Source organism: Synechococcus sp. MU1648 (assembly GCF_023630615.1).
GTDB lineage: Bacteria > Cyanobacteriota > Cyanobacteriia > PCC-6307 > Cyanobiaceae > Parasynechococcus.
This window is the reverse complement of sequence record NZ_JAKUHI010000001.1, coordinates 77,474-98,788: the sequence shown is the minus strand read 5'-3', so window position 1 is coordinate 98,788 and position 21,315 is coordinate 77,474. Positions and strand designations below refer to the sequence as shown.

Below are 21,315 nucleotides of genomic sequence, written 5' to 3'. Positions count from 1 at the left end.
TTCGAAAGCCAGTGCGGCGTTACATCGGAACAACCGCTCCACGATGAACGAGAGGCTCAGCCCAGGCTGAGCGATGGCGGGGCTTCAGCATGGGTTGCACCATGCAAGCAGCAGCTGCATGGTGCAACCCACTCTTCATCGGCCTGCACCAATGAAAGGCGTCGCGTCATAACCTCCTGTTAAACAGCAGAGCACTGCCGCATGAATCGCTCCCTGAAGCCGAGTCCTGAGGCTCAGCAATCCTCTGGAGATGGTCAATCGGAGAGCTTGGTGAGGCAAAAGACTGTGCAGAAGATATGTGGCCAAGCCTTTGTGTTTTTTGGAGTCGTTGTTCTGGGGGTTTCACTTTATAAATTTTTTAGCGCTTTTTGGCTCAATGTTTCTCCCTGGCCCGAGCTGCTGCTTGGAGCCGTTGGGTTGGTGTTGGTTATCTCAGGAAGCATTGTCCGCAACTCAGCTTTTTCAACGTCCTTGCTTTCGGAATTCAGCCCTTCAGCTCGAGCTCGACGTTCACTACTCATGCTTGCCCTTGCGTGCTTGATCATGGGCTGCCTGGTTCTGCTCAAGTTTTCCGTTCAGGATGTCTTGCGTTACAAGCGCCTGCTGGGTGAGGGAGGAATTCTTGAGTATTTGCAAGCCCTGATCTTATTTACTTCGGCGTGGGTTTCTTGGCTGATTTCCAGGGATCTATGGAGACGTCTATTCATGCGCTTGCACGCTGTCATTTACGCCATCATTTCTTTTGGCATGTTCTTCGTTGGCCTAGAGGAGATTGCTTGGGGTCAAGTATTATTTGGATGGAAAACACCAGAGAATATTGCAGCTGTTAATGCTCAGAATCAAACCACATTTCACAACCTAAAGTTCTTCCAGAACCATCTCGATCTCAATCTTTTCTTGTTTTCAGCCTTGATCCTGATTTTGGTGCTATGGCGACCTTCTGTTGGCTTAATCCGATCAAGACTTCTTAGCGGTGGGGCAACTTTGCCCACAGCATTCTTTATGCCGAGATATTTCTGGCCGTTATTCTTCTGCGCCGCATTACTATCTTATTTCGTAGCTACGGAATCGGGGACTGATTTCGTAATTAATATCGATCAAGAGTGGGCAGAATTTTGCCTATACCTCGCTTTTGGATTGGGCTTATTAAGAACATATATTCTGCTTGGTGATGCTCCACGCCATCGGCCTGACTGATTAAGCCATATCAACACTTCACCCGATGCATCCGTGTCACTAAAAATCACTATTAAGCTGTAAAAATAAAGATGCAAGACCCATTAATCTCTGCACTGAGAGATCGATCTTGATTTCGAGATGTGCTGAGTTCTTTGACGCTTTCATGAAGTTGCTCCTCTTTCGTAATCGATGGCGTCATCCAGTCTCCGGATCAATTCATCAACACAGTGGCGATGGGAGTACCTCACTCCAATGGCGCCACCCGATCGGTCCTTTTCTCCGCAGCGTTGTTGCATTCAATCCGACTCGCCGGCTTTGGCATGGTGCTGACAAGCCTGGCGCCAAGAGAAAGGCCGTCACCACTGCAAGCGGCCTTAATCGGAGCCAACAAACAACCCAAGCCTGATCAGGCTCCACAAGCTCCTTGAGTGCGAACCATGGCTTGCCAAAGCAAGGGTTGCAGGTGCAGATCAACAGCTGACCGCATCCGGCTGCAACAGGCTTGCTCGAAGGGAGACCGAGGTTATAAATCGTTCGGTGCAGACAAAAAAACCGCCCCATCGCAGGAGCGGTTTCAAGAGCCGTAGCAATCCCCATCACCCGGCAATCTGCACCAGATTTTGATGCAATAGAAAAATAATACCCATTAGCCCCCAGATGTAGTGGACGACAACAGTCACTTAAGACTCAAATGAATATGCGTAACGAAGCTCCATCAGGCAAGGGCAGCACTGCATCTAGTGCTAGCGGTAGTTAGGCATCCTCACCCACATCGACCATGCTTGTCGCGGCGACAAGCTAGTGATTGGCCAGACACTAGATCTGGTGGAGAGCGTCAACCCAGCGATGGAATCATGCTGCGCCATGATGAAGACATTCTTAAGGGAGCAGCCATGATTGCTGGCCCGTCCTGCCCATTGCACTTAGGACTTCTCGACAGTCCTGACTACTGGACTGATGACGCACTCATCTCTGCATTGCGTCCCTTGAATGCAGAGGAACTTCACCACTTGGCCATCGGATCCCAACAACAGAAGAAGCGGGAAGAACGTCACAGACGCTTCGCTTAAGCGCGAATGATCTGGCCTCAGGCCAATGCACAGAGGAAGACAGTGACGCAATTCATTCAACGCCACTGGCTCAACCTGAGCTCAACCCTGCTTGTGTGCATCACAGCGTTGTCGTTACATCCCCTCAACACGCTTCCTGAAGGTCCAGGTTCCGACAAAACCCATCATTTCGTTGCCTACGCAGCGCTGGCCTTTCCAACCGCACGGCGCCAGCCCAGACGAGGCTCATCATCCTCGGCTTTGCGCTCTACAGCGGCTTCATCGAACTGATCCAGCCCCGTGTGAATCGCCAAAGAGAATGCATGGATTTTCTAGCCAATACCTGCGGACTTTTAATTGGCGTTGTGTTGTCTTTTTAACCAATATGCTTGAAAGACATAAACCCGGCAAGCATTAATTGGCACCATAGCTTGCAAAAACATCTCTCTGCATGAACTAGAAATACTGTCATCTAACAAGAGCGGCGTGGAGACATTACACAAATAACATCGCAACTTGAGACAGACCAATTTTCATTCTTGTTGTGAAAAATGCAGTCTGCAAGCCCTCGTTGTCTCGGCCTCAACAATTACCCTGGCTTGTCATTTTACATCGATAAACTTGAACGAAGGATCCATGGCTGATGTTCGTGGACTGGGCCTCTCACGAAGATTTCTCCCTCATGAAATTAGATCGTGTCGTTTTCTACGGGAGACTTGGGGAGCAGGCCATGCAGATGTTCGGTCTCGCGGCTGAACTCGACCGCTGGCGGGGCTCCATAGTTCTCGACTGCCCTGGAGGTCCGGGGACCCTGGCGGCCCACCTGCGCGCCGAAGGCTGCGACGTCACGGCCATCGATCCTGTCTATGCGCTCCCCCGGGCGGACCTCGAGCGCCGCGCCCTGGCGGATCTGGAGCAGACCATGGCCATACAGGCCACCAGCCCCACACTGCGCAGCGACTTTGATCTTGAGGCCTGTCGACAGGAGCACCTAGTCGCCCTAAAAGAATTTCTCGACGACCACCGGGCCCATCCAGATCGCTATCTGAGTGCGGCCTTGCCCGATCTGCCCTTCAAGGATCAGAGCTTTGATCTGGTGCTCTGCGGTCACCTGCTGTTCTCCTATGCACCCCTGGCCGATGGGGGGCTGATGGCTGGTCAGGGGCTGGATCTGACCTGGCATCGCCTTGCTCTGGCGGAACTGTGCCGTGTCAGTCGCCGACAGGTTCGGCTTTATCCAGCCCACACCATCGCCCTCAACGCCCGCCGCCATCCCTATGCAGAGGCTCTGCTGGCCGAGCTGCCGGCCGGCTGGCGAGGCTGTTTCGTCCCAAGCATCTACGACCAGGGGCATCGAGGCTGCACAGATGCCCTGCAGTTGGTGCGCCTTGAACCATGACCGGCTCCGCCGTCGCGACCTGGCTCAGCGCAAAGCGCATGTTCAGATCCACCCCAGTTTTGGCGTTGAGCTTCAAGTCGGCAGGGGTGACCCCAGATGCTGCCAGCACGATGGAGGCCCGAGCAGGGCGCGCCTCTGCCTGAGGACAAAGCATGGGAACCAAGGTTGCCAGGGACTCGGGGCTGAACTCGTCAAGCAACAGGACATCCGCGCCGGCCACCACCGCAATTCCTGATCGAATCGGAGTGACGAAAAGCGCCTCTGGGCTCGGTTTCGCGAGGCTGACATGGCTGGGGGAGATGACATGCCTCCGGCCTGCATCCAAACCAATCCCTTTGCCAGCAGTCGGTGACGCTCCTTAGGGAGACAGCTCTTCAGCCCGTGCTTTACAAACTGTTACGCAGGGCTTAACATTTCGAAATCTACAGAACGGTTATGGCTTCTTCCACCCCCAATGACGACTGGTTCCAAAACGCTGCCGCTGCACAAATCCGCAACGAGCGCTTTGAGCGAGCCGAACTACTCAATGGCCGCACCGCAATGATTGGCTTTGTTGTGGGCGTCCTGACGGAGGCCCTGACGGGACACGGGATCATCAGTCAGATCACCTTCGGGGTTTTCGGCTGCAACTGATTGCCTCGGGGGCTTATTAGACACCTCAGCAGTGACTCCCAGGCCCCCACTCCATCGACATCTGCAGGCAATCCCCAAAAACCTTCGATGGGGACTGCAACTCGTCGCATCGCCACTACAAGAGAAGTCATGCAAAAGTCGCCCTTAAACCCGTTTGTTGCAATGACTCTTGAAGTTATGGACGTTTTGCGATAGAAGGTTATGAATTGGTTATGAAGCGATGAAGACAAGCACTGCTCACCTACGTCTCGAGTCCCTCCAGCTCGCTGCTGAAGAGTGCAAGACCCGCGACGAAGCCCAGAAGATCCTGAAGAAGGCTGACAAGGCTCACGCCAAGCTCGAGTCATCAGCAGCTCCGTTTCACCGCCCCAGCTCTTAGACGTCCAATCAGATGTCAAGGTCATACAGGGGCATGTTCGATACATGACAGCTCCTGCAAGATGAATCTGAAAAGCTGAGCACAACCGACTGTGGATCTTCGTTCTTCAGGTGCATTGCTTCGCATCTTGGTGCTGATGGCAAGTGCCGATGGTGTCCTTGCACCAGAAGAGCTTGTGATGTTGGAGAGATTGAGCAAGCAATACTTCAAGAAGTCAGAGTTCGATAGCTGGGATCAGGCTTTTGAAAACCCGATGGATCTGAAGCAACTCGCCCAGGAGATTGCAATTGCCGACCGCCCTCTGGCCGCGAAGCTCGCTTATATGGTGATTGGCTGCAGCCGAGAGGACTACGGGTTTGCTGTTAACTCGGCAGAACGCAAAGCATTCGATCAATTAACTCAGAGTCTTGATCTTACGGAGCTTCAAAAAGACTTAGCCATCCAAGAGGCAAGCCATGAACTCGCTCGCCGACCTGGTTTTTGGGAGATTCTGATGAACACCTTCAGCAACCAATTCATGTTGGATACAGATCCCAATCCCATGGCTCCATCGAACTGAACACGTCCTCTTCATATCAGTTCCGGATGGTTGGGATCCCCCTTAAACGGACCACGTGTCCAAGGTGTGATCCAGCCTCCGTAAAACAAACCTGGCTGAGCCAAAACCGTTTCCCCTTCCAACCTGCAACCATCAACACTTCTTGGATAAATGCTGATCCATCCGGCTAAGAGAGCAAACGATTGGGTTGGATCGGGATAGCTCCACCCCGCACGAACGCGACGACTGGTTCCATCATCAGCGCTTACATCCCAGTAGGAAGCAACTCCTTTCCATTCGCAAAACGACGGCCGCCCCGTTGAAGGGTGGAGCGTGCCAGGTTTAAAAGCCGAAGGATGAAGATAAATCGTAGGAGGGTGGAATGTCTCACAGACACGCACATAGCGCTGATCTTGTGCAATCAACTCTCCCAAAATCCAAATTTCGACAGAACCCGACACCAGCTCAACCAAGGGGGGACGAGGATATTCAGAAGCATTTTCAACGGGTCGCATGTGATCTATCCCTGTCTCAATCAGAAGCAATCTTAACGGCGATGATTGGCACAAGAAAGCGACACTGTTCGATCACAATTCCTGCATTGATGGCCAAATCAAATCCATCCGCTGTAGAGGTCAGCCCATGTCGAGCAGATAGTGCATCACCGCAACTCGATGGGCGACCCCAACTCCATCGGAGCAATCGGGACCGATCAAAGCATCCGGAACCCGATGAATACGAGTGATCGGCCTGATTTCATAGGCCGTGCCTTCGGGAGCACCGCCGCCTCGACTGCGGTCCCAGATCCCATTGGGGTCCCCCTTGTAATGCCCCACCACCTGCGAAAGGTGTGCGTAGAAATTCAGCCCCATTCGACATAAGACGATCGCCAAACAGGCATCAAAATCTTCGGAGGACAAAACATTGACGCCATCGCGAACAGCACGTTCGTCGACACCGAGAACCATGTCTTCAAGGGCTGTTTCACCCGTCAATTGCCAGCAACGGATGGTGACGGCTTCGTGTTGGCTCACTTTCTACGCGTGAGGTCTCCAAAATCATCGTCGTTTGGCTGAAGAAATTGCCAAACGACAGGAACTGTGATGATGACTGTTAAGCCGATGGTGACCCAGATCGCTGTTGCGTAGTCACCCATGTCCATGCATCAAATCCATCAAACCATAACCACTTCGATCTACGAGAGCTGATCGGAGAGTCAGGCCTGACGTTGACGGTGGAACCGACGCTTCTTAGCTTTGCCGCACCCACTTCAGCCGAATGCGCGGATTTCTGACGGCTGGATTCCTGCTTTACACGCTTCTCCCTGCAGGGCAAGCAGCTGTTTTCACTGTCAAACCCGGCACGTCGTTTTATTCCAAACCTCAAGCCAAGCAAGAGCTTCTGCTGCAGCTGCCGGAAGTACGTGTTCATGTTCCACCGAAGAAAGACGCCGCTGGCTTCTGCCAGTTCAAGCTGATCTACAAAATTGCTGACCGTGACAACCCCGAGCTGCCATCAACCGGCTGGGCCCGGTGTGTCTCTACCGACAAGCTTGTCCCGAACTGACCGCAAGTGATTCAGCTTCAGCGATCGATCCCAATGCTGTTCGCAGCACTTATCGCCGCATGTGCCATCGCACCAGAGGCAGCCAAGGGCACTGAGCTTGAACAGACGGTTTGCAGGAATGGCACCAGAGAAGCTGTCTGTAGCGTCAAGCTCGACGACAACAGCCTTGAACTGAAGCTTGAACCCGATCTCATGCTGCAAGCAAGGCGCCTGGGGCGCTGGCGGATGAGCCACCAAGACGGGATCACAACCTGCAGCTGCAATGCACGCATCGATCTCGGAAGCGAAGTTGTCTATGGGGTTTTACGGATCAGCTCCAGCACAGGGACCAGCCTGATCTGGCCCCAGCAGAAACTTGAAATCCCGGATTTGCACTTCAGCTCAACCCACTCCATGCCGAGGGAGTCACACTTGGACACTCCCTCGGCACAGCCTGGTCATCCTTAATCCGCTCGCTGAGACCACACTCAGCTCGGGGGCGAGACACCCCTCACACGCGGACCAAAGGCTTCCGTTCAATCCGGGGGCCTTTTTATTGAGCCCATGGAAGAGACCGGCGAGTCTCATCGTGAAATAATTAAGCGATCCTTAAGGGGTGCTGCATGGGTTACTTCGCAAAGCAGCTGAGCGCGCAAGAGGTCAAGCAGGGATACGCACTGCTCAACCTGATGGAGCATCTGGATCGCGAAATGGACCTGCTCAACCAACAGCGAATCCGCGTCGGAGCATCATCCGAAGAGGGCCAACGGCTCACCCAGATCAAACAGAGTCATCTGCGCAAAATACAGCGCTGCATCAGCGAGCTCAACACCAGTGGCTTCAACGACTGGTTGCTGAACCAGCAGCCTGCATAATCCTTGAATGGGCCTGAGACCTCTTGGGTGAGAACAACCCCTTGACGCTTTCGGTTGTCTACCACCCTCGCTACTCCGCTCCGCTGCCGAGCACCCATCGCTTTCCGATGGCGAAGTTCCGGCTGCTGCATCAACTTCTGCTGGAGCAGGGGGTGATCCAGGCCAACCAGGTCCATCGGCCCTTGAGCATCGCCCGCAAGGATCTGGAACATGTGCATCCCCGCGGTTATCACGAAGCCTTCAGCCGCGACCGCCTGCCCCATCCGGCGCAACGCCGCATTGGGCTCCCTGCCACACGCCCGTTGGTGCAGCGCACCTGGCTCGCCGTGGGAGGCACCTTGTTAACGGCACGCCTGGCTCTACAGCGAGGCCTGGCTTGTCATCTCGCTGGCGGCACCCACCATGCCCACCCCGACTTCGGGAGCGGATTCTGCATTTTTAACGACTGTGCTGTCGCCGCACGGGTGTTGCTGACAACAGGGGAGGTGCAGCGGATTCTGATCATTGATCTCGACGTGCACCAGGGCGATGGTTCAGCAGCCTGTTTTCAACACGACCCCAGGGTGACCACCCTCTCGGTGCACGCCGGCAGCAATTTCCCCTTGCGCAAAGTGCAGGGGGATATCGACATTGCCCTCGCCGATCACACCAGCGATGACGACTATCTCGCCGCCATTGCCGATCGATTGCCAGACGCCTTGGACAACATCGCGCCGGAACTGGTTCTCTTCAACGCCGGCGTCGATCCCCATCGCGATGATCGACTCGGCCGACTTGCACTCAGCGATGCGGGACTGATGATGCGGGATCGACTCGTGCTCGATGCCTGTCTGCGCCGCAGGATTCCAACCGCGACCGTGATCGGTGGTGGTTATGACGCCCTCACCCCGCTGGTGCAGCGCCACGCCATCGTTGTGCGTGCCGCTGCCGAGCAAGCTCGCTTGTTCGATCTGCCATGACTGAGGCCTTGCCCCCCTGGAGACCTCTGCTTCGCGCTGCCTTGCAGCGGGAGGGGCGCTCCATTAGCGCCCGCTGGGTGCAACTGGCCACGAACGGGCGCGATCGAACGCCCCGGGTGCGGACGTTGGTGTTCCGAGGCTGGTCCGGTGTGGACCAGCTGGAACTATTCACTGATCAACGCAGCGAGAAGGTGAAGGAACTCTCTGGCGATGGGGCTGCAGAACTGTGCTGGCTGTTCCCCAAAGCCCGCCAGCAGTTCAGGCTTCGCGGCATGGTGCAGCTGATCACACCGGCCGAACAAGCTGAACTCTGTCGGCAGCGCTGGCAACAGCTCTCCAATACCGGACGTGCTGTCTGGGGCTGGCCCACACCGGCCGATCCACTGGATCCCTCAGCAACTTTCCCCGAGCAACTCAGTGAAACGTCACCGCTACCAAACCATTTCGTGGTGCTGCAGTTGCAGATAGAGACCGTCGAGCGGCTCCACCTGGGGCCTCATCCCCATGAACGCACGCGTTGGAGCGCGACAACGCACTGGCAGGAGCAATCGCTCAACCCCTAATCACCACCAACGATCGACGCGACCAACAGAAGGGCGGCCCGGTTTACTGGGTACTGTCACCACCGACAACCGCTGCAGATCACGTCGGTAATCAAAACGGCAGAAGCCGACGCCTGTGCCGGAACAAGCAGAGAGACTTTTGAGTGCAACCGACGACCAGCGCCGCTCTTCCGGCGTTGGCATTTGTTCAGGGGCAGGACGCCAACCATCGGCGATCAGATGGCGGTTCGCCTCGAGGATGGTCTGTCTGGCACTGAGCTGCGGCTCAGGCTTGGCAAGCACCGACCCTCCCATCAACCAGGGGAGCAAAAGCGATAGGAGAACACAACGTCCCATGCAGGGCCTCATCCCTCTCTGCCATAGCCATGGATTCATCGGCTGACCACAGGATCAGGCGACTCAGGCCACACCCTCTGGGACAAGCAGATACTCCGCATAACGGATCGTTAATCCCAGCTGACCGTCCCAGGCCACGGCGTAACTCCAATGGCCTTCACCGCGCATTCCGGTGGAAGATGGCCCCGGCTCGACCCAAAGAAGGGGCTCATCAGCAATCACACCGCAACGGCCGCTGGCCTTGTTGCACACACGATCACCCACATGAAAACAAGGCATCGGCGTCAACGCCTGCCCCTGTTCATGTTGTGAATGATCAGGCTCGTTGCCACCTGCAGCAACAGGCTCAGCTCCCTCCAGCAAATCAATCACCGGGGGCAACCAGTTGGGGTCAGGCAGAGCACCCTGCAGGAGGTGGCCAATGGCCCGACCACGACCGACGCCGTAAAAGGCGCAGTAGGTGTCGAGCCGTTGCAGGACATCAGGCTTCAACCAAACCTGCACCGGCTTGGCCTTGGGTTCCTTGCTGGCCTGAAAGCGACCAGCAGAATCTCTGGACGTGGATCGGGGAGCTGCCATGAGATCAAGCGGTCAACCTGCAGTGAACTGAGCGAGAGGCTGGATGCTGAGGGCAATCACCAGACTCACCACCACGCCGATGGCGGCTTTCCAAAGATCACTACCAATGATCTTGGCGAGCGTGCCGCTTTCCTGGTTGGTGAACACGTACTCGAATTCCCTTTCCTTGATCCTCAGGGCAATCTCTCGACCGCCGAGCAGCCCCAAAAACACCCAGGTGGTGCTCAAAGGGAACGTCGAAAGAAACGCCTTATAGAGCAGACAAAGGCCAAAAAAGAAGTCGATCACCGTGGCCGACCGAAGATCGGACGTATTGGTCTTGGAGCGGAGCACAGCCTGTATAGGACCACCCCCGGTGGCTACCAGAACACATAGGCCCACGCAGAGCACCAGCGTGCAGATCAGCATGGGGAAGAACCCAAGCTGACGGGGCAGGAACACGAAGATATTGGCCAAGTCCTGCACCAACCACATGCTCCAAAGGAAACCGGTGGAGCACCACTGCAGTGGGTACCAGATTTTGCTGGGATCCTTACCCTCCTCAGAGCAGCAGAACACCCAGCGCTCCAGCAACCACATGCCCAGGCCATAGGCGGCGAGGCCCACGGCGAGGGCGAGGACGTAGCCCGTTAGAGAACTGTTCAGCAGCTTGCCGATGTTGGCCGGCTGGAACGAGGACAACACCAAGAACGAGGTGCTCACCGGCGCCCCCCATTGGGTTAACGCCAGAACAGCGAGCGGGGGAAGGACATAAACCCAGGTAAAAGGTTCAGGTAAAGGGAACTCTTTGCCAGGAACACTGAGCCTTCCCCAGGCGGGATCACCATTGGACAGAACCCAGCCCAACATCAACACCACGCTCGTTACCGAGCAGATGAAAAGCATCTGCACCGGCTTTGGCGTGCGTTTTTTGTTGGACGAGATGTAGGTGCCGAGGGTCTGAAGAGAGTCGTTCGCGACGACGGAGTACGCCGCCAGGAGGAAACCGACAATCATCCAGAGGCTGACGTCCATGAAACCGGTCAAGGTGCTGGATTGACTCCGTTGTAGTGCTCTGCCGAGGGAACGTCGGTGCTACAGACCACCCAGTCATCGGATGGCATCTGATCCGTCCGCTGCAATCTGCGCGTCGACGATGAATGTTGTGTGGTCGACGGCGATGCACCACCGGAGCGATTCGACCACGGAATTACGTTGACGGACAAATCCGTGTCTACCGATACACCACCGAATTTCTTAAGAGACGAAGAGGCTTGACACAAGCCAAAACCAAGGCGAATCACAGCGCCTGGCAGGCATCACTGAAAGCAGCGATCAAAGGCTTGAAGCAACCAAAACGAGAAACAAAGAACAAAATCGCAGACGATAGGTCGACTTTTTGTCGACACATACAAAGACAAAAGTCTTCATTTAGAGAATCCATCCAATACAAAATAGTCCGTTCAGGAGCTCGACAAGCCCTTGCAATACTCTTGTAGCCCTTGAGATGTTTGACGCGAGACGGCCCATAGGTCTCATGACAACGAAGTGGGAACTGCACCGCAGCCTGAAAAAATACGGCTAAGAGGTTACCGACAAGACGAAATAATCCAGGAAAAGGATGGTGTGGTTTCAGAAAGAATCAAAAAAGGCGGACTTCCGGCCGAATCACGAAACAAAAAAATCCCCCCATCTCACTGAGATGAGGGGTACATCAGAAACGGCAGATCAATCAGGCACTGATCTTGGAATTCCCCATGTTGTCAAGCGCCTCAGAAACGCGCTTGAAGTTAAAGCCCATGCCGCGCAAGGCATGCCAAAAATGCCCCTGCAGGAAGAAGAATGCAAGGTAGAAGTGCGTATTGGCCAGCCAAGCCCGGGCTGAGTGGACACCACCTTCAAGAGTAGTTGCGTCGCTGAAGTAGGGAGAGAAGGCGAAATTCAATTTCAATGGATCGCCATACAGCTCAACGGGATAAATTGTTGTGTTTTGAGCACACCAAATGGCGGTCACAAATCCCATCAGAGCTATACCTGCAAGCGAGTAAGACAAAATTGACTCGCCGTTGTAGATCAAGACCTTTTTGAAGGGACCGAAAGGGCTGGAGATGATATGCCAAACACCACCAATCGTGAGAATGAAGGCCAAAACAGCATGGCCACCCATCACGTCCTCAAGACTGCTGATGGAAAGAAAATTAGCCTGATAACCCCACACCATGCCGAGGTCAATGTTTGGTTCCACCCGTCGAACAGCTCCGATAGCGCTGTCGTAAATTCCATGGCGCTTTGCCCATTCAACGAAGGCGATGACTCCGAGGCCGAGAAAAATCAGGTGATGACCCAGGATGAAAGTGAGCTTTTTGCCATCACTCCATTCAAAATGAAACTTTTGGGCGCGGCCCTCAGCTTCTGAAAGGTCTTTGGGAGCTCGAAGCGTATGCCAGATTCCAGCTGCTCCAAGTACAGCAGATGAAACCAGATGGAATGCTGCGATCGCGATGAGGGGTTGCTGGTCAATGATTACAGCACCTTCTCCTACGCCGAAGCCAAGGCCGGCGAGATGTGGAATCAAAATCAGCCCTTGTTCTCCCATTGGCAGTGTTCCGTCATAACGGGCCAACTCAAACAAGGTGAAGGCACCAGCCCAAAACATGATCAAGCCTGCATGGGCTGCATGGGCTGCAATAAAAGAGCCGCTGCGTTTAGCCACGCCTGAGTTTCCAGCCCACCAGTCATAACTGACTGATGAACTTCCATAAGACTGCATTTTCAAAAAAATGTGGCATTCGCAACTTAAGAATTGGCCGGATCTAATTCGCCTTATTTTTACATTACTTTTTAGGGGTAGATCTTATTTAACCAGAAAAAGAATCATTTGCACAAATTAAACCTTGACCGCATCAATGGAGACAACAGGAAAGACTAATTGTAGCAAGCAGTGGATCAATCAAGAACATGCTGAATCGTGCTAGCTACAAAAACCCACCGGCATCCACAACAAAGCACAAAAGCAATTGAGAGCATTCGAAGTATCAAATGAATGCGCAGGCATAGAAGAACAGTCTTTAGATTTCGCCTGAGCCTGCAGGGGTTTTGCAGGCTCAGGCGAGCCATGGTTCATCCACCCATGGCTTGTCTTTTAAATACAGAATAAAAAAGAGATCTACCCCTCGAAATTATTGACGAGGAGTAAATCACTTATGTTTTTGCCGAACCCCGTCCAAGGGCGACCTAACTATTATCAAGACTTGACAGCACAGCCACGTAATTAAGGCATCAAGAGGGTGTTAAATCTAAAACGTTGATCGAGTCAATTGATCGAAAGGAAGAGCGACACCTTTAGTGATGCCCATCCAGAAGGCAATGCATATGCGATGACTTCGAGCCATCCTTACCACCAGATTGAAGAATATGGGCAATTCCACCAACGTTCATATCAAAGCCAAAAAGAGGCGTCAAAACAATGGAACAATATTTTGACTATTATTTTTTGCTACTGAGACCTAGCAAAACATCAGCATTACGAATTACTGGTGGAGTGTGGATTATAGGGATCATGCCAAACGGTGGGACGCAACACTCGACGCCGCTCAGTAACGCATCGAACTGTGGTCTGATGGGCTTGTGCAATCGCATCAATAAGACCAATCGGCCATTCAGTTCCACAACGCATCTCTGCTTCTAAAACTGATGCATCAAGGTTGGTGAGACGAGTTGTCTTACGGGACATCAGAGTGCAGGGCCAGAGTGGTAAAGACTCATGCAGGCGATTGATTAGAGCAAAAAAGCAACCCAATCAGCACCGACATTAATACTGTTTTTAGTGCACGCCTGACTGACCCTTGAACCTGGAGGGGAAAAGGGCCAGACGACGCACAATGAATTCGACAGCAGCGAATCCATTGCAGGAACAGCTCCGGCTGGAATGAACTGTTCAAACAAATATTCGCTGGCTCTCTGGAAAGATGTGCTTCCAATGCCGCTACAGCGAGATTCCTTTGAGCAATGACAACGTGACCAATGCAACCCCAGACTGAGGGAGCAACTCTCTCGATCTTCCATGAATCAGTGCTGGTGGCGTGGCAAGGCTTGAGAACGGTGTGACAAACCACAAGTAGGTTCTCAGGCTGGTTCCCCTGGAATCCACAAGTCATTCTCGGCTAGCGCCTAAACATGAAGCCTGACCGGCTGGTCTGCCAAGAACAGGATTGACGAGTCAGTGCCAAGCCGAAGCAACAACAGTTCCCTCACAATGCGCTTCAGTGACTGCCAGTAGCTTCACCCAACCATATCCACCCTTGCCGCAATCCCTTTTTGGTTAGGTCAACATTAGTCAATCTTTAGCCTTTGCGATTCATTTTCAAGCCGCTCTTTAACCAACTCCGCAAAATCACAATAGCTTATATCTTCTGTCTCTTTATCTCTCATGATCTCCTGAGCCTCCTGCATTAAATAGTCATAGGTAGTCTTATCAGTGGTTCGGTTTGCCAAGTCAATGATATGAGCAAATGCTTCGATGTTTGTCATAACTAGAATGCAGTTGCTTAGAAACTAGCCTGAATGCCGCTCAAGGGTCGTCTTAAATTCTACCAATGGCCAATCGTATTGATACGCAAAAAATATTCAAATACCCAAGAGCCGATCAATCAATAATTCGCAAATCATTGACAATGAGCATTGCCATGGTACTCACTTAGAACCAAGAGAGGAGAGTCACGCTGGCATAAATCGAATCCACTATCCCCTCATCGCCAATTGTGCTCATGGGAGCTCATCAGCGACACCTAGGTAAAGATACAGCAGGAAGATAAAACTGCTCATAAGAATGCATCTTCCTATCTCACATTAGAGCTTTTGAGTAAATCAATGATTCTAAAACCAGCAAAGACAAACTCTTGCTCTTGTTACTTGATTTCACGATGCAATGTCATTCTGTTGAGCTGCGGGCAGAATTTCATGAGCTCAAGCCTATCGGGAGTATTTCTCCGGTTTTTTGTGGTCGTATAACGGGATACACCTGGCGAGCGTTTTTCGGAAGTTGCAGCTGTTCTGCACTCTGTACATTCAAGAGTGACAACAATTCGAACACCTTTGCTCTTAGCCATGAAAATAAAATTGCAATCAAAACAAAATTGGCTGGACTGACTCTCCGTCGCTCATGAAGAAGAGTCAGCTGTAACCCCAGCTTGATGACCCGGATAAGTCATCGAATTGAAGGTGCCTCGCGAGAACCTTCAATTTTCATCTTGCCTCCGGCTCACGCAGGCGTTGCATGAAAATGAGAAGTTGGCATCACTCAAATGAAACCAGGTCTCGTTTCAAAGCTGTCTAAGGCAAATGCGGTAACGCTGGACTGACTCTCCATCGCTCATGAAGAAGAGTCAGTTCTGCTCCAGCGCCCGATGGCTCGCCAGAATCATCGGGTGAAGAGGCGCCGTCAAGCTGCCCTTCAAAGCAACGATGACCTTGAAAAGTGGCAATTACCGTTCCGATGAAGCAGTGACTTTGACCAAATGAGACGGGAGCAAGTTTCAAGACGACTCATCAGGGTGAGATAACGCTGGACCGACTCCCCCTACGACGAAGAAGTCAGTTGGTGTACCAGCGCCCGATGACACGATCAATCATCGATTTGGATGCTTCTCCAAGCGTCCAAATCGATGATCTCTCAGTGAAATGTTCGATGGCGTTCCGATGAGTCAACGACATTGTTCAAATGAGCCAAAGCCCTGTGACAATGAATTCAATACGTCTGCTGGTTTCAAGAAGCAGTCCGTATTGCTCAACAATCTCGCTGAAAACCGAGTTGACCCGTCAAGAGTTGATTTTTGATTCTTGCTTAACGGTGCTGGCGTCACCTGGTGCATGACAGGCCGCAAAAAGTCAGTTCACCACCTTCAGCGTACGAATTCCCGAGGCCTTAACCCAACTTGCGAGTGCATCGATGTCAGCCCTCTTTGGTATGCAGATGCACCCTGTGCCGGGGTAACAGCGGTGGATTCCTAGAGCACTGCGAGTGGTGTCGAAGCGAGGGGTCAGATCAAACCAAAGATCGTTACCCCAAGGTTCGGGGCGTCCCAAGCTGTACTCGCCGGCGGGTAAGGGGGCAGCATTGCCGGGACTCCAGCGGCGATCAGCGGTTTGGCGCCCGGCAACACCACTGGCTGCTGGCCAACTGGCCAGGAGCCGAGCGCCTCGATGCAGCTCAACCTTCCAGATGCGGTTGCCGTCAGGGAACCGCTCAGCAGTTCGGCGGGTACTGAGCTGCAGTGCCCCGCCCTGCAGCAAGGCTGTCGTGGGCCCCTGTTGCCCCAGTAGATCAGGAGCCGCCACAGCAACGGAGCCCACAAACACCAAAGGCAGCAGGAGTGCGTGGCGCAGCATCACGATCGGCATGAACAGTCCACCCACTTTGGGGCTGCCACGATGACCTGCAGCAGACCAGTCATTGGTGGACGTTCTCGATCTGTTTCCACGCTCCATCCTTCGGGGCACCCTGCCGGACCCTTTGCTCCAGCTGCTGATTGATCTAAGTGAAAGCGTTCTCGCCAATCCTGATTCCAGCCCCGATGCATCAGCGAAGCTGGCCGGTCAACTGCGTCAGCAACGCGAACTGCGGCCGGACCAACCCGGCGTGCAGGACCTCAGCAACAACCACCTGCTGCCTGCCTGTGATCGCTGGATCCGCCATGTGATGGACCGTCAGCCTCCCCAAGGTCGCGGCCCCTGGGTTCCCGGTCGATATCGCTTGCAGATGATTGATCTCTGGCTCAATTGCCAGACCGCAGGCGATTACAACCCCACCCACACCCATGGCGGCAGCTTTTCCGGGGTGATCTTTCTAAAGGTGCCACCCCAGATCAATGCCGATAGTTTTGATGGCCAACTCTGCTTCCACGGTCCGGAAGACTGGCATCTGCAATCGTTCCGCACCGGAATGGCGCACTACGTGCTGCCCGTCCCTGGAGAGTTCTATGTGTTCCCAGCCTGGCAACCCCATTCGGTGATGCCCTTCCGTGGTGAAGGGGAGCGCTGGTCCCTCGCTTTCAATGCCATGGCAGCACCTGGTGCTGCACCAACCGCAATGCAACAGCCCGCCCAGCAGCAGCCCCTTGGCAACGTTTCCCTCTCGAGTCAGCGCCCCACCGCCAAGGGATTCTGAGGAGAGCTGCCAGAGTCAACTGGTTGCATCTGTTCAGGATTCATGAGTCAAACAGAGCCACTCGAGCAGGCCAAAGCGATCGCATCGGCGTTGGAGCAGTTGGCCGATCAGTTGCGCCCTGAAGTGATTCGCTCAGCGAGGCTGGATCAAGAGGGACGTCGGGATCTCGACCGGATCGAGTACGCCCTGGGCACCATTGGCAAGGCCTTGATCCTGACGGACTATTCCATCGACGAAGAAAAAGACATCGACAAGCTCAAGGCCTTCCGCGAATCCCAGAAAGGGATGGGCTGACGTCAGACCAACGCAGCACTTGATGCTGAAGATCTCCATCAGACGTCAGGTCGAGAAGCCTTCCGCCTGGATCACCAGCTCGGTCGAGGGGACAAGCCTGCACTGCCTTGAAACTGCAAAGCGTGGAAGGGCAGCCCAGAAGTGACACATCAGGACGCGTCGCCCAGTGGCCTTGCCAATGCTGATGAATATGGCCAAACAAAACCGCCCGCAGAGCGAGATGGGGACGCAACACAGCCTCAAGAGAATCTTGATCAAGCAACCGGATCGCATCCATGCCGTCATCACCGATGGCGATCGGAGGATGATGAAGAGCAACCACAAGGGGCAGATCACGGCGCTCTGAACACTGCAAACGCCGTTCCAGCCACTGGAGCTGAGCCAAGCCGAGCTGACCGGCTGCAGAAGAAACCTTGTGGCTGTTCAGCAGTACCAAGCGCACTCCTCTGACCACAAAATCAGCGGGGCCTGTCACGCACGCCCTCCCCAAAACCGCATCCAGCAACAGCGGGTGATCGTGGTTACCGGGCACCAGAGCAACCTTGCAGCGCACGTGGTTGGTCAGGGCTGTTCGCAGCCGGACGTACCCACCCCAGCTTTCGTCCTGGCACAGATCACCCGTGACCAGAACCAGATCGGGGACCACGGCGCAGCCAACCCGCAGAGCTTGCTCCAGGTGTGCGAGGGCCAGCCTTCCCCGCACCAAACCCTGATCAGCTGCCACCAGGTGTGGATCACTCAGTTGGAGAATTCGCATCGTCCTCAGGAATGGACTGCCAGCCGCTACTCCAGCGATTTGAATCTTTGAGCTCGATCCAGAGCACCCGTTCCCGATGGGATGGCTTCAGGACAGCGGCCAATTCCACCCAGCGCTGATCACCGCTCCCACCCTGCGTGATCAACTCGAAATGGCGATAACCGGCAACCGGGCTCTGGCTGGTCCAGGCCCTCGCAGGACGCCAAACCATCAGCTGGCGACGAACACCTGGCTGATGGTGCTCTCAATCACATGCCCTGAAGCCTCGATCATGTCGGTGTTGTCGGCAATGAATTGCTCCATCACACCGGGAGAGGCTTGCATCACGGCGCAGACCTTGGTGGGGTCCTCCTTGCTGACTCCCCGGTAGAGGGAAGTAATACCAGCGATTTTCTGAAGCGGCAGAGATGCGTCATAGGTGGCGACCCATTCAGCAAATGACTTAGTGATCGTGAAGGTGAGGACGTGGGTTTCCATCGACCAGAACGACATCGCTGGCGGACGTTATCACCAGAATTCGTCTTGCTTCTCGGCAACCGAGGGGATTAGATCACGACAATGAAATAGAGGCGAGACGGCACTCTCATTAAGGACTACTATTGAGAACAAGCGAGGAGAAGCTGTGACATCGTCCTCCGCGCCTGCCTCAACTGACACAACTTTGCAGCGGGGCCTGCATCAGGACGGGCGTCGACTCACCCCGCAGCGCAAACGTGTTCTTGAACTGTTTGAACACTGTGGATCCGGTTGCCACCTCAGTGCCGAGGAGGTGCACCAGCAGCTGGCGGCACTCGACATGAAGGTGTCCCTGGCCACGGTGTATCGCACCCTGCGCCTCCTGGCCGACATGGGATTGCTCCAAGAACTGGAACTCAGTGAGGGTGGACGACGCTTCGAGCTTGCCGTCGAAGATCATCGTCAACATCACCACGTGGTCTGCATCCGCTGCGGACGGACAGAAGAATTTGAAAGCGAATCCGTTCTTGCAGCAGGGGCTGCTGCCGCAGAACATGTTGGCTTTCAACTCATTGAATCCAGCCTGAATGTGCGCGCGATCTGCCCCAAGTGCCAGGGATAAGCACTTAACAGCTGATCATTAAGCGCGAAATTCCCTGTCGTAGAGATCTGTCACAAGGAGGTCAATGAGCTGCACGGAAACAAGCTCTTTTTCGCGCCTCAAGGTGTTCAACAAGACTTGAACCTGGCGGTGATGCATCAACGACACCTCACCCATCTCCAGCCATCGGGCACTGAGTAGGGATTGAAGACGCTCACGTGGAGACGATGACATCGGGTACGCCCCTCTTTCTCACACTGAAGCCAGCAGAACGACCTCTGAGAAGGTGCCTGCAACAGAAGTCTTCCGAAGCTTTTGTGAAGCGAACCCTTGGAGACCTTCCTGTGGAGGCCTTACTGAGGGTGCTCGTTACAAGGCATCCAGTAGCGATCGCCCATGCGGTGCACTCCTTTGCAGCCCAACTTGCGTGCCTGCTCCTCCGCCTCCTCTCGACTTGGATAGGCCAGATAGCGCGGGTTGGTCGTGGAGCGAATCTGAATCAACCCCATGCTCATCGGGCCGGCTGTGATCACCCCCATGGTGTTGACACCCACCGCCACCAATCCCATCCCAACGATGGCTGCATTGATCACGCCCATCGCCACCACACCGATCGAGACCACCCCCATCGGCACCACCCCAATGCAGATGACCCCCATCGGCACGATGCCGATGGAGATGGTGCCCAGAGGAGCTACCCCGATCGCAATTCGCTTCGGCTTGCTGCCGCAGTGCCCACCTTCACTCATGAATCAGTGCGCTCCATGGTGATCCGTCTCACCGTGCTTGTCGCAGACCATCCACATCTCACCCATCTGATGCGCACCCTTGCAACCAAATCCCGGGGCAGCCGCTTCGGCTTCAGCTTTGGTGCTGAACATCGCCTGTTTGGGTTGGCCATGCGCCTCAGCCATGGCTCCCGTCGCCGACATCAAAAGAACAACGGCAGAGGAAAAAATGCGATTCAGCGGCATGGCCTCAACACAGATCTCCCCACTATGCCCATGAAGAGAGAATCAGCCCTGAAGTGCTCCACCACAACTTGACCCTGCGCCAGCGGTACAGCCGAAACAATGTTGAGCCGTGTGGATCGACTGATCCGCAGGAACGGTTGAGAGGCGCATCAGATCACGAAGGTGACGGAGCTCCCCGGAACAGGGGAGTCCGAGCTGCTGGTTGAAATCGCAGTCATACAGATGACCTTGCCAGTCCACACTGATCAGCTGGCGGCACATCACAGACTCCAGATTTTCGGGGTTGTGCGCTTCCTCCAGAAGGGCTTGATATGACTGCAATTCGCTGTTGAGTTCCAATTGCCTGGCGAACCGTTGGATGGGCATGTTGGCCAGCGTCAGTAGACGATCAAACCGGATCCCCAACCCAGCCAATGCGGTCTTGTAATCAGCCTCCAAGGCCTGCTGGGGGGGAGGCAAAACCGGGCCAAGGGGGTTGTAAACGAGATCCAGCTGCCGGTTGGGATCGCCCGTTCCGTAGCCCAGAGCATTGAGCTGCCGTAGGCCGCTGATGCTGCGTTTAAACACGCCATCACCTCTCTGGCGATCGACATTCTCAGCGCTGTAACAGGGCAAGGAGGCTGTGATGCAAACACCCTGATCCGCCAGGAATTCAGCCAGGTCCTCCTGATCCGGTTCACTCAGGATTGTGAGATTGCAGCGGTCAATCACCGCGGTTCCGCGTGATCGTGCCTGCCGCACCAAATCACGAAAGCCCGGATGCAGCTCCGGTGCTCCCCCCGTGAGATCGAGGCAGGCGATCCCATGGCGCTCAAGAATCTGAGGAATCAACGCCAGAAGATCCGCAGCCATCATCTCGGTGCGGGTCGGCCCAGCATTCACATGGCAATGGGCGCAGCTTTGGTTGCAGCGGTACCCAAGATTGACCTGGAGCGTTGTGAGCAGTCCGCGCTTCAGTGGCGGGAAAACCCTCTCAACGACAGTCACCGGCACCTAACAGATAAAGCCGATTCTTCCAGACAGCAGATCGGAGTGGAGTTGGTTCTTGTCGACAC

General features: G+C 54.4%; 31 protein-coding genes. 14 read left to right on the top strand and 17 right to left on the bottom strand.

Annotation, left to right across the window (positions count from 1 at the left end; translation table 11 throughout):
- The first annotated feature begins 201 nt into the window (after positions 1–201).
- The 6 genes from NCN06_RS00595 (at position 202) to NCN06_RS00570 (ending at position 5,198) form a co-directional block, all read left to right on the top strand.
- Positions 202–1,197, top strand: coding sequence for a pectate lyase (locus tag NCN06_RS00595; protein ID WP_226398120.1), 996 nt, complete (start codon positions 202–204; stop codon positions 1,195–1,197).
- A gap of 1,713 nt (positions 1,198–2,910) precedes the next feature.
- Positions 2,911–3,627, top strand: a complete 717-nt coding sequence (locus NCN06_RS00590) for a class I SAM-dependent methyltransferase (protein ID WP_250398524.1) — start codon at positions 2,911–2,913, stop codon at positions 3,625–3,627.
- Positions 3,624–3,770, top strand: a complete 147-nt coding sequence (locus NCN06_RS00585) for a hypothetical protein (RefSeq protein WP_226422421.1) — start codon at positions 3,624–3,626, stop codon at positions 3,768–3,770. The genes NCN06_RS00590 and NCN06_RS00585 overlap by 4 nt, the downstream gene beginning before the upstream one ends.
- Before the next feature lie 292 nt (positions 3,771–4,062).
- A complete protein-coding gene (locus tag NCN06_RS00580) occupies positions 4,063–4,260 on the top strand; it encodes a CAB/ELIP/HLIP family chlorophyll-binding protein (protein ID WP_226398122.1) in 198 nt (65 codons plus the stop codon).
- Positions 4,261–4,480: 220 nt separating this feature from the next.
- Complete coding sequence (locus NCN06_RS00575; protein WP_250398523.1) at positions 4,481–4,639, top strand: hypothetical protein; 159 nt, start codon at positions 4,481–4,483, stop codon at positions 4,637–4,639.
- Positions 4,640–4,730: 91 nt separating this feature from the next.
- Positions 4,731–5,198: a hypothetical protein gene (locus NCN06_RS00570; RefSeq protein ID WP_226398123.1), complete on the top strand. Its 468-nt coding sequence runs from the start codon at positions 4,731–4,733 to the stop codon at positions 5,196–5,198.
- Positions 5,199–5,209: 11 nt separating this feature from the next.
- Here NCN06_RS00570 and NCN06_RS00565 read toward each other — a convergent pair whose 3' ends face one another.
- From NCN06_RS00565 to NCN06_RS12740, 3 genes are all read right to left on the bottom strand, one after another.
- A complete protein-coding gene (locus tag NCN06_RS00565) occupies positions 5,210–5,692 on the bottom strand; it encodes a DUF427 domain-containing protein (protein WP_115025159.1) in 483 nt (160 codons plus the stop codon).
- A 120-nt stretch (positions 5,693–5,812) separates the two neighbouring features.
- Positions 5,813–6,211, bottom strand: coding sequence for a hypothetical protein (locus NCN06_RS00560; RefSeq protein ID WP_226398124.1), 399 nt, complete (start codon positions 6,209–6,211; stop codon positions 5,813–5,815).
- Complete coding sequence (locus NCN06_RS12740) at positions 6,208–6,333, bottom strand: hypothetical protein (protein WP_255617931.1); 126 nt, start codon at positions 6,331–6,333, stop codon at positions 6,208–6,210. The genes NCN06_RS00560 and NCN06_RS12740 overlap by 4 nt, the downstream gene beginning before the upstream one ends.
- Positions 6,334–6,455: 122 nt before the next feature.
- Between NCN06_RS12740 and NCN06_RS00555 the strand changes: the two genes are divergently transcribed.
- The 5 genes from NCN06_RS00555 to NCN06_RS00535 all read left to right on the top strand — a co-directional run bounded on the left by NCN06_RS00555 (position 6,456) and on the right by NCN06_RS00535 (position 9,119).
- The gene (locus tag NCN06_RS00555; RefSeq protein WP_226398125.1) at positions 6,456–6,743 is read left to right on the top strand and encodes a hypothetical protein; all 288 of its coding nucleotides are present in this window, start codon (positions 6,456–6,458) and stop codon (positions 6,741–6,743) included.
- Between the two features lie 6 nt (positions 6,744–6,749).
- Positions 6,750–7,190, top strand: a complete 441-nt coding sequence (locus tag NCN06_RS00550; RefSeq protein ID WP_226398126.1) for a hypothetical protein — start codon at positions 6,750–6,752, stop codon at positions 7,188–7,190.
- Positions 7,191–7,345: 155 nt separating this feature from the next.
- Positions 7,346–7,597 (top strand): hypothetical protein, encoded by a 252-nt coding sequence (locus tag NCN06_RS00545; RefSeq protein WP_226398127.1) that lies wholly within the window; start codon positions 7,346–7,348, stop codon positions 7,595–7,597.
- Between the two features lie 41 nt (positions 7,598–7,638).
- Positions 7,639–8,556, top strand: coding sequence for a histone deacetylase family protein (locus NCN06_RS00540; RefSeq protein ID WP_226398128.1), 918 nt, complete (start codon positions 7,639–7,641; stop codon positions 8,554–8,556).
- A complete protein-coding gene (locus NCN06_RS00535; RefSeq protein ID WP_226398129.1) occupies positions 8,553–9,119 on the top strand; it encodes a pyridoxamine 5'-phosphate oxidase family protein in 567 nt (188 codons plus the stop codon). The genes NCN06_RS00540 and NCN06_RS00535 overlap by 4 nt, the downstream gene beginning before the upstream one ends.
- On the opposite strand, the gene NCN06_RS00530 is transcribed toward NCN06_RS00535, so the two are convergent.
- From NCN06_RS00530 to NCN06_RS00500, 7 genes are all read right to left on the bottom strand, one after another.
- Positions 9,120–9,455 carry a hypothetical protein gene (locus NCN06_RS00530; protein WP_115025165.1) on the bottom strand — a complete coding sequence of 112 codons (336 nt, stop codon included), beginning with the start codon at positions 9,453–9,455 and terminating at the stop codon, positions 9,120–9,122.
- A 63-nt stretch (positions 9,456–9,518) separates the two neighbouring features.
- Positions 9,519–10,034, bottom strand: coding sequence for a hypothetical protein (locus NCN06_RS00525; protein ID WP_226398130.1), 516 nt, complete (start codon positions 10,032–10,034; stop codon positions 9,519–9,521).
- 12 nt (positions 10,035–10,046) lie between these two features.
- Positions 10,047–11,048, bottom strand: coding sequence for a hypothetical protein (locus NCN06_RS00520; RefSeq protein WP_226398131.1), 1,002 nt, complete (start codon positions 11,046–11,048; stop codon positions 10,047–10,049).
- A gap of 697 nt (positions 11,049–11,745) precedes the next feature.
- A complete protein-coding gene (locus NCN06_RS00515; RefSeq protein ID WP_226398159.1) occupies positions 11,746–12,783 on the bottom strand; it encodes a chlorophyll a/b binding light-harvesting protein in 1,038 nt (345 codons plus the stop codon).
- Positions 12,784–14,345: 1,562 nt separating this feature from the next.
- On the bottom strand, positions 14,346–14,543 hold the full coding sequence (locus NCN06_RS00510) for a hypothetical protein (protein WP_115093525.1): 198 nt from the start codon (positions 14,541–14,543) through the stop codon (positions 14,346–14,348).
- Positions 14,544–14,920: 377 nt separating this feature from the next.
- Complete coding sequence (gene rpmG / locus NCN06_RS00505) at positions 14,921–15,121, bottom strand: 50S ribosomal protein L33 (protein ID WP_115025170.1); 201 nt, start codon at positions 15,119–15,121, stop codon at positions 14,921–14,923.
- Positions 15,122–15,899: 778 nt separating this feature from the next.
- On the bottom strand, positions 15,900–16,427 hold the full coding sequence (locus NCN06_RS00500) for a hypothetical protein (protein WP_370629812.1): 528 nt from the start codon (positions 16,425–16,427) through the stop codon (positions 15,900–15,902).
- A gap of 40 nt (positions 16,428–16,467) precedes the next feature.
- Between NCN06_RS00500 and NCN06_RS00495 the strand changes: the two genes are divergently transcribed.
- Together NCN06_RS00495 and NCN06_RS00490 are read left to right on the top strand one after the other, a co-directional pair.
- The gene (locus NCN06_RS00495) at positions 16,468–17,178 is read left to right on the top strand and encodes a putative 2OG-Fe(II) oxygenase (protein ID WP_226422417.1); all 711 of its coding nucleotides are present in this window, start codon (positions 16,468–16,470) and stop codon (positions 17,176–17,178) included.
- Between the two features lie 42 nt (positions 17,179–17,220).
- Positions 17,221–17,472 (top strand): hypothetical protein, encoded by a 252-nt coding sequence (locus NCN06_RS00490; protein ID WP_115025171.1) that lies wholly within the window; start codon positions 17,221–17,223, stop codon positions 17,470–17,472.
- Here NCN06_RS00490 and NCN06_RS00485 read toward each other — a convergent pair.
- Genes NCN06_RS00485 through NCN06_RS00475 form a run of 3 tightly spaced genes read right to left on the bottom strand, consistent with a single transcriptional unit; the run spans position 17,435 to position 18,706 of the window.
- Positions 17,435–18,229, bottom strand: coding sequence for a metallophosphoesterase (locus NCN06_RS00485; RefSeq protein WP_250398522.1), 795 nt, complete (start codon positions 18,227–18,229; stop codon positions 17,435–17,437). The genes NCN06_RS00490 and NCN06_RS00485 overlap by 38 nt on opposite strands.
- The gene (locus NCN06_RS00480; RefSeq protein ID WP_226398134.1) at positions 18,207–18,440 is read right to left on the bottom strand and encodes a TIGR02450 family Trp-rich protein; all 234 of its coding nucleotides are present in this window, start codon (positions 18,438–18,440) and stop codon (positions 18,207–18,209) included. The genes NCN06_RS00485 and NCN06_RS00480 overlap by 23 nt, the downstream gene beginning before the upstream one ends.
- A complete protein-coding gene (locus NCN06_RS00475) occupies positions 18,440–18,706 on the bottom strand; it encodes a DUF3764 family protein (protein ID WP_115025365.1) in 267 nt (88 codons plus the stop codon). The genes NCN06_RS00480 and NCN06_RS00475 overlap by 1 nt, the downstream gene beginning before the upstream one ends.
- Before the next feature lie 145 nt (positions 18,707–18,851).
- On the opposite strand from NCN06_RS00475, the gene NCN06_RS00470 reads away from it, so the two are divergent.
- Complete coding sequence (locus tag NCN06_RS00470) at positions 18,852–19,307, top strand: Fur family transcriptional regulator (RefSeq protein WP_226398135.1); 456 nt, start codon at positions 18,852–18,854, stop codon at positions 19,305–19,307.
- A gap of 18 nt (positions 19,308–19,325) precedes the next feature.
- Here the strand turns inward: NCN06_RS00470 and NCN06_RS00465 are convergent, their stop codons facing one another.
- The 4 genes from NCN06_RS00465 to arsS all read right to left on the bottom strand — a co-directional run bounded on the left by NCN06_RS00465 (position 19,326) and on the right by arsS (position 21,247).
- The gene (locus NCN06_RS00465; protein WP_115025175.1) at positions 19,326–19,520 is read right to left on the bottom strand and encodes a hypothetical protein; all 195 of its coding nucleotides are present in this window, start codon (positions 19,518–19,520) and stop codon (positions 19,326–19,328) included.
- Between the two features lie 119 nt (positions 19,521–19,639).
- Entirely contained in the window at positions 19,640–20,035 is a 396-nt protein-coding gene (locus NCN06_RS00460; RefSeq protein ID WP_115025176.1) for a DUF3721 domain-containing protein, read from the bottom strand.
- Between the two features lie 3 nt (positions 20,036–20,038).
- Positions 20,039–20,260, bottom strand: coding sequence for a DUF3721 domain-containing protein (locus NCN06_RS00455; protein ID WP_370629813.1), 222 nt, complete (start codon positions 20,258–20,260; stop codon positions 20,039–20,041).
- A gap of 42 nt (positions 20,261–20,302) precedes the next feature.
- Positions 20,303–21,247 (bottom strand): arsenosugar biosynthesis radical SAM (seleno)protein ArsS, encoded by a 945-nt coding sequence (gene arsS, locus NCN06_RS00450; protein WP_250398521.1) that lies wholly within the window; start codon positions 21,245–21,247, stop codon positions 20,303–20,305.
- Positions 21,248–21,315: the final 68 nt, after the last annotated feature.

Bases quoted from the DNA above. Each gene is read 5' to 3' on its own strand.
- NCN06_RS00565 (WP_115025159.1), bottom strand. From the start codon at position 5,692: ATGCGACCCGTTGAAAATGCTTCTGAATATCCTCGTCCCCCCTTGGTT.
- NCN06_RS00465 (WP_115025175.1), bottom strand. From the start codon at position 19,520: ATGTCATCGTCTCCACGTGAGCGTCTTCAATCCCTACTCAGTGCCCGA.
- NCN06_RS00525 (WP_226398130.1), bottom strand. From the start codon at position 10,034: ATGGCAGCTCCCCGATCCACGTCCAGAGATTCTGCTGGTCGCTTTCAG.
- NCN06_RS00460 (WP_115025176.1), bottom strand. From the start codon at position 20,035: ATGAGTGAAGGTGGGCACTGCGGCAGCAAGCCGAAGCGAATTGCGATC.
- NCN06_RS00475 (WP_115025365.1), bottom strand. From the start codon at position 18,706: ATGGAAACCCACGTCCTCACCTTCACGATCACTAAGTCATTTGCTGAA.
- NCN06_RS00520 (WP_226398131.1), bottom strand. From the start codon at position 11,048: ATGGACGTCAGCCTCTGGATGATTGTCGGTTTCCTCCTGGCGGCGTAC.
- NCN06_RS00455 (WP_370629813.1), bottom strand. From the start codon at position 20,260: ATGCCGCTGAATCGCATTTTTTCCTCTGCCGTTGTTCTTTTGATGTCG.
- NCN06_RS00575 (WP_250398523.1), top strand. From the start codon at position 4,481: ATGAAGACAAGCACTGCTCACCTACGTCTCGAGTCCCTCCAGCTCGCT.
- NCN06_RS00530 (WP_115025165.1), bottom strand. From the start codon at position 9,455: ATGGGACGTTGTGTTCTCCTATCGCTTTTGCTCCCCTGGTTGATGGGA.
- NCN06_RS00485 (WP_250398522.1), bottom strand. From the start codon at position 18,229: ATGCGAATTCTCCAACTGAGTGATCCACACCTGGTGGCAGCTGATCAG.
- rpmG (WP_115025170.1), bottom strand. From the start codon at position 15,121: ATGGCTAAGAGCAAAGGTGTTCGAATTGTTGTCACTCTTGAATGTACA.
- NCN06_RS00515 (WP_226398159.1), bottom strand. From the start codon at position 12,783: ATGCAGTCTTATGGAAGTTCATCAGTCAGTTATGACTGGTGGGCTGGA.
- NCN06_RS00595 (WP_226398120.1), top strand. From the start codon at position 202: ATGAATCGCTCCCTGAAGCCGAGTCCTGAGGCTCAGCAATCCTCTGGA.
- NCN06_RS00480 (WP_226398134.1), bottom strand. From the start codon at position 18,440: ATGGTTTGGCGTCCTGCGAGGGCCTGGACCAGCCAGAGCCCGGTTGCC.
- NCN06_RS00510 (WP_115093525.1), bottom strand. From the start codon at position 14,543: ATGACAAACATCGAAGCATTTGCTCATATCATTGACTTGGCAAACCGA.
- NCN06_RS12740 (WP_255617931.1), bottom strand. From the start codon at position 6,333: ATGGGTGACTACGCAACAGCGATCTGGGTCACCATCGGCTTAACAGTC.
- NCN06_RS00490 (WP_115025171.1), top strand. From the start codon at position 17,221: ATGAGTCAAACAGAGCCACTCGAGCAGGCCAAAGCGATCGCATCGGCG.
- NCN06_RS00590 (WP_250398524.1), top strand. From the start codon at position 2,911: ATGAAATTAGATCGTGTCGTTTTCTACGGGAGACTTGGGGAGCAGGCC.
- NCN06_RS00545 (WP_226398127.1), top strand. From the start codon at position 7,346: ATGGGTTACTTCGCAAAGCAGCTGAGCGCGCAAGAGGTCAAGCAGGGA.
- NCN06_RS00585 (WP_226422421.1), top strand. From the start codon at position 3,624: ATGACCGGCTCCGCCGTCGCGACCTGGCTCAGCGCAAAGCGCATGTTC.
- NCN06_RS00580 (WP_226398122.1), top strand. From the start codon at position 4,063: ATGGCTTCTTCCACCCCCAATGACGACTGGTTCCAAAACGCTGCCGCT.
- NCN06_RS00535 (WP_226398129.1), top strand. From the start codon at position 8,553: ATGACTGAGGCCTTGCCCCCCTGGAGACCTCTGCTTCGCGCTGCCTTG.
- NCN06_RS00555 (WP_226398125.1), top strand. From the start codon at position 6,456: ATGCGCGGATTTCTGACGGCTGGATTCCTGCTTTACACGCTTCTCCCT.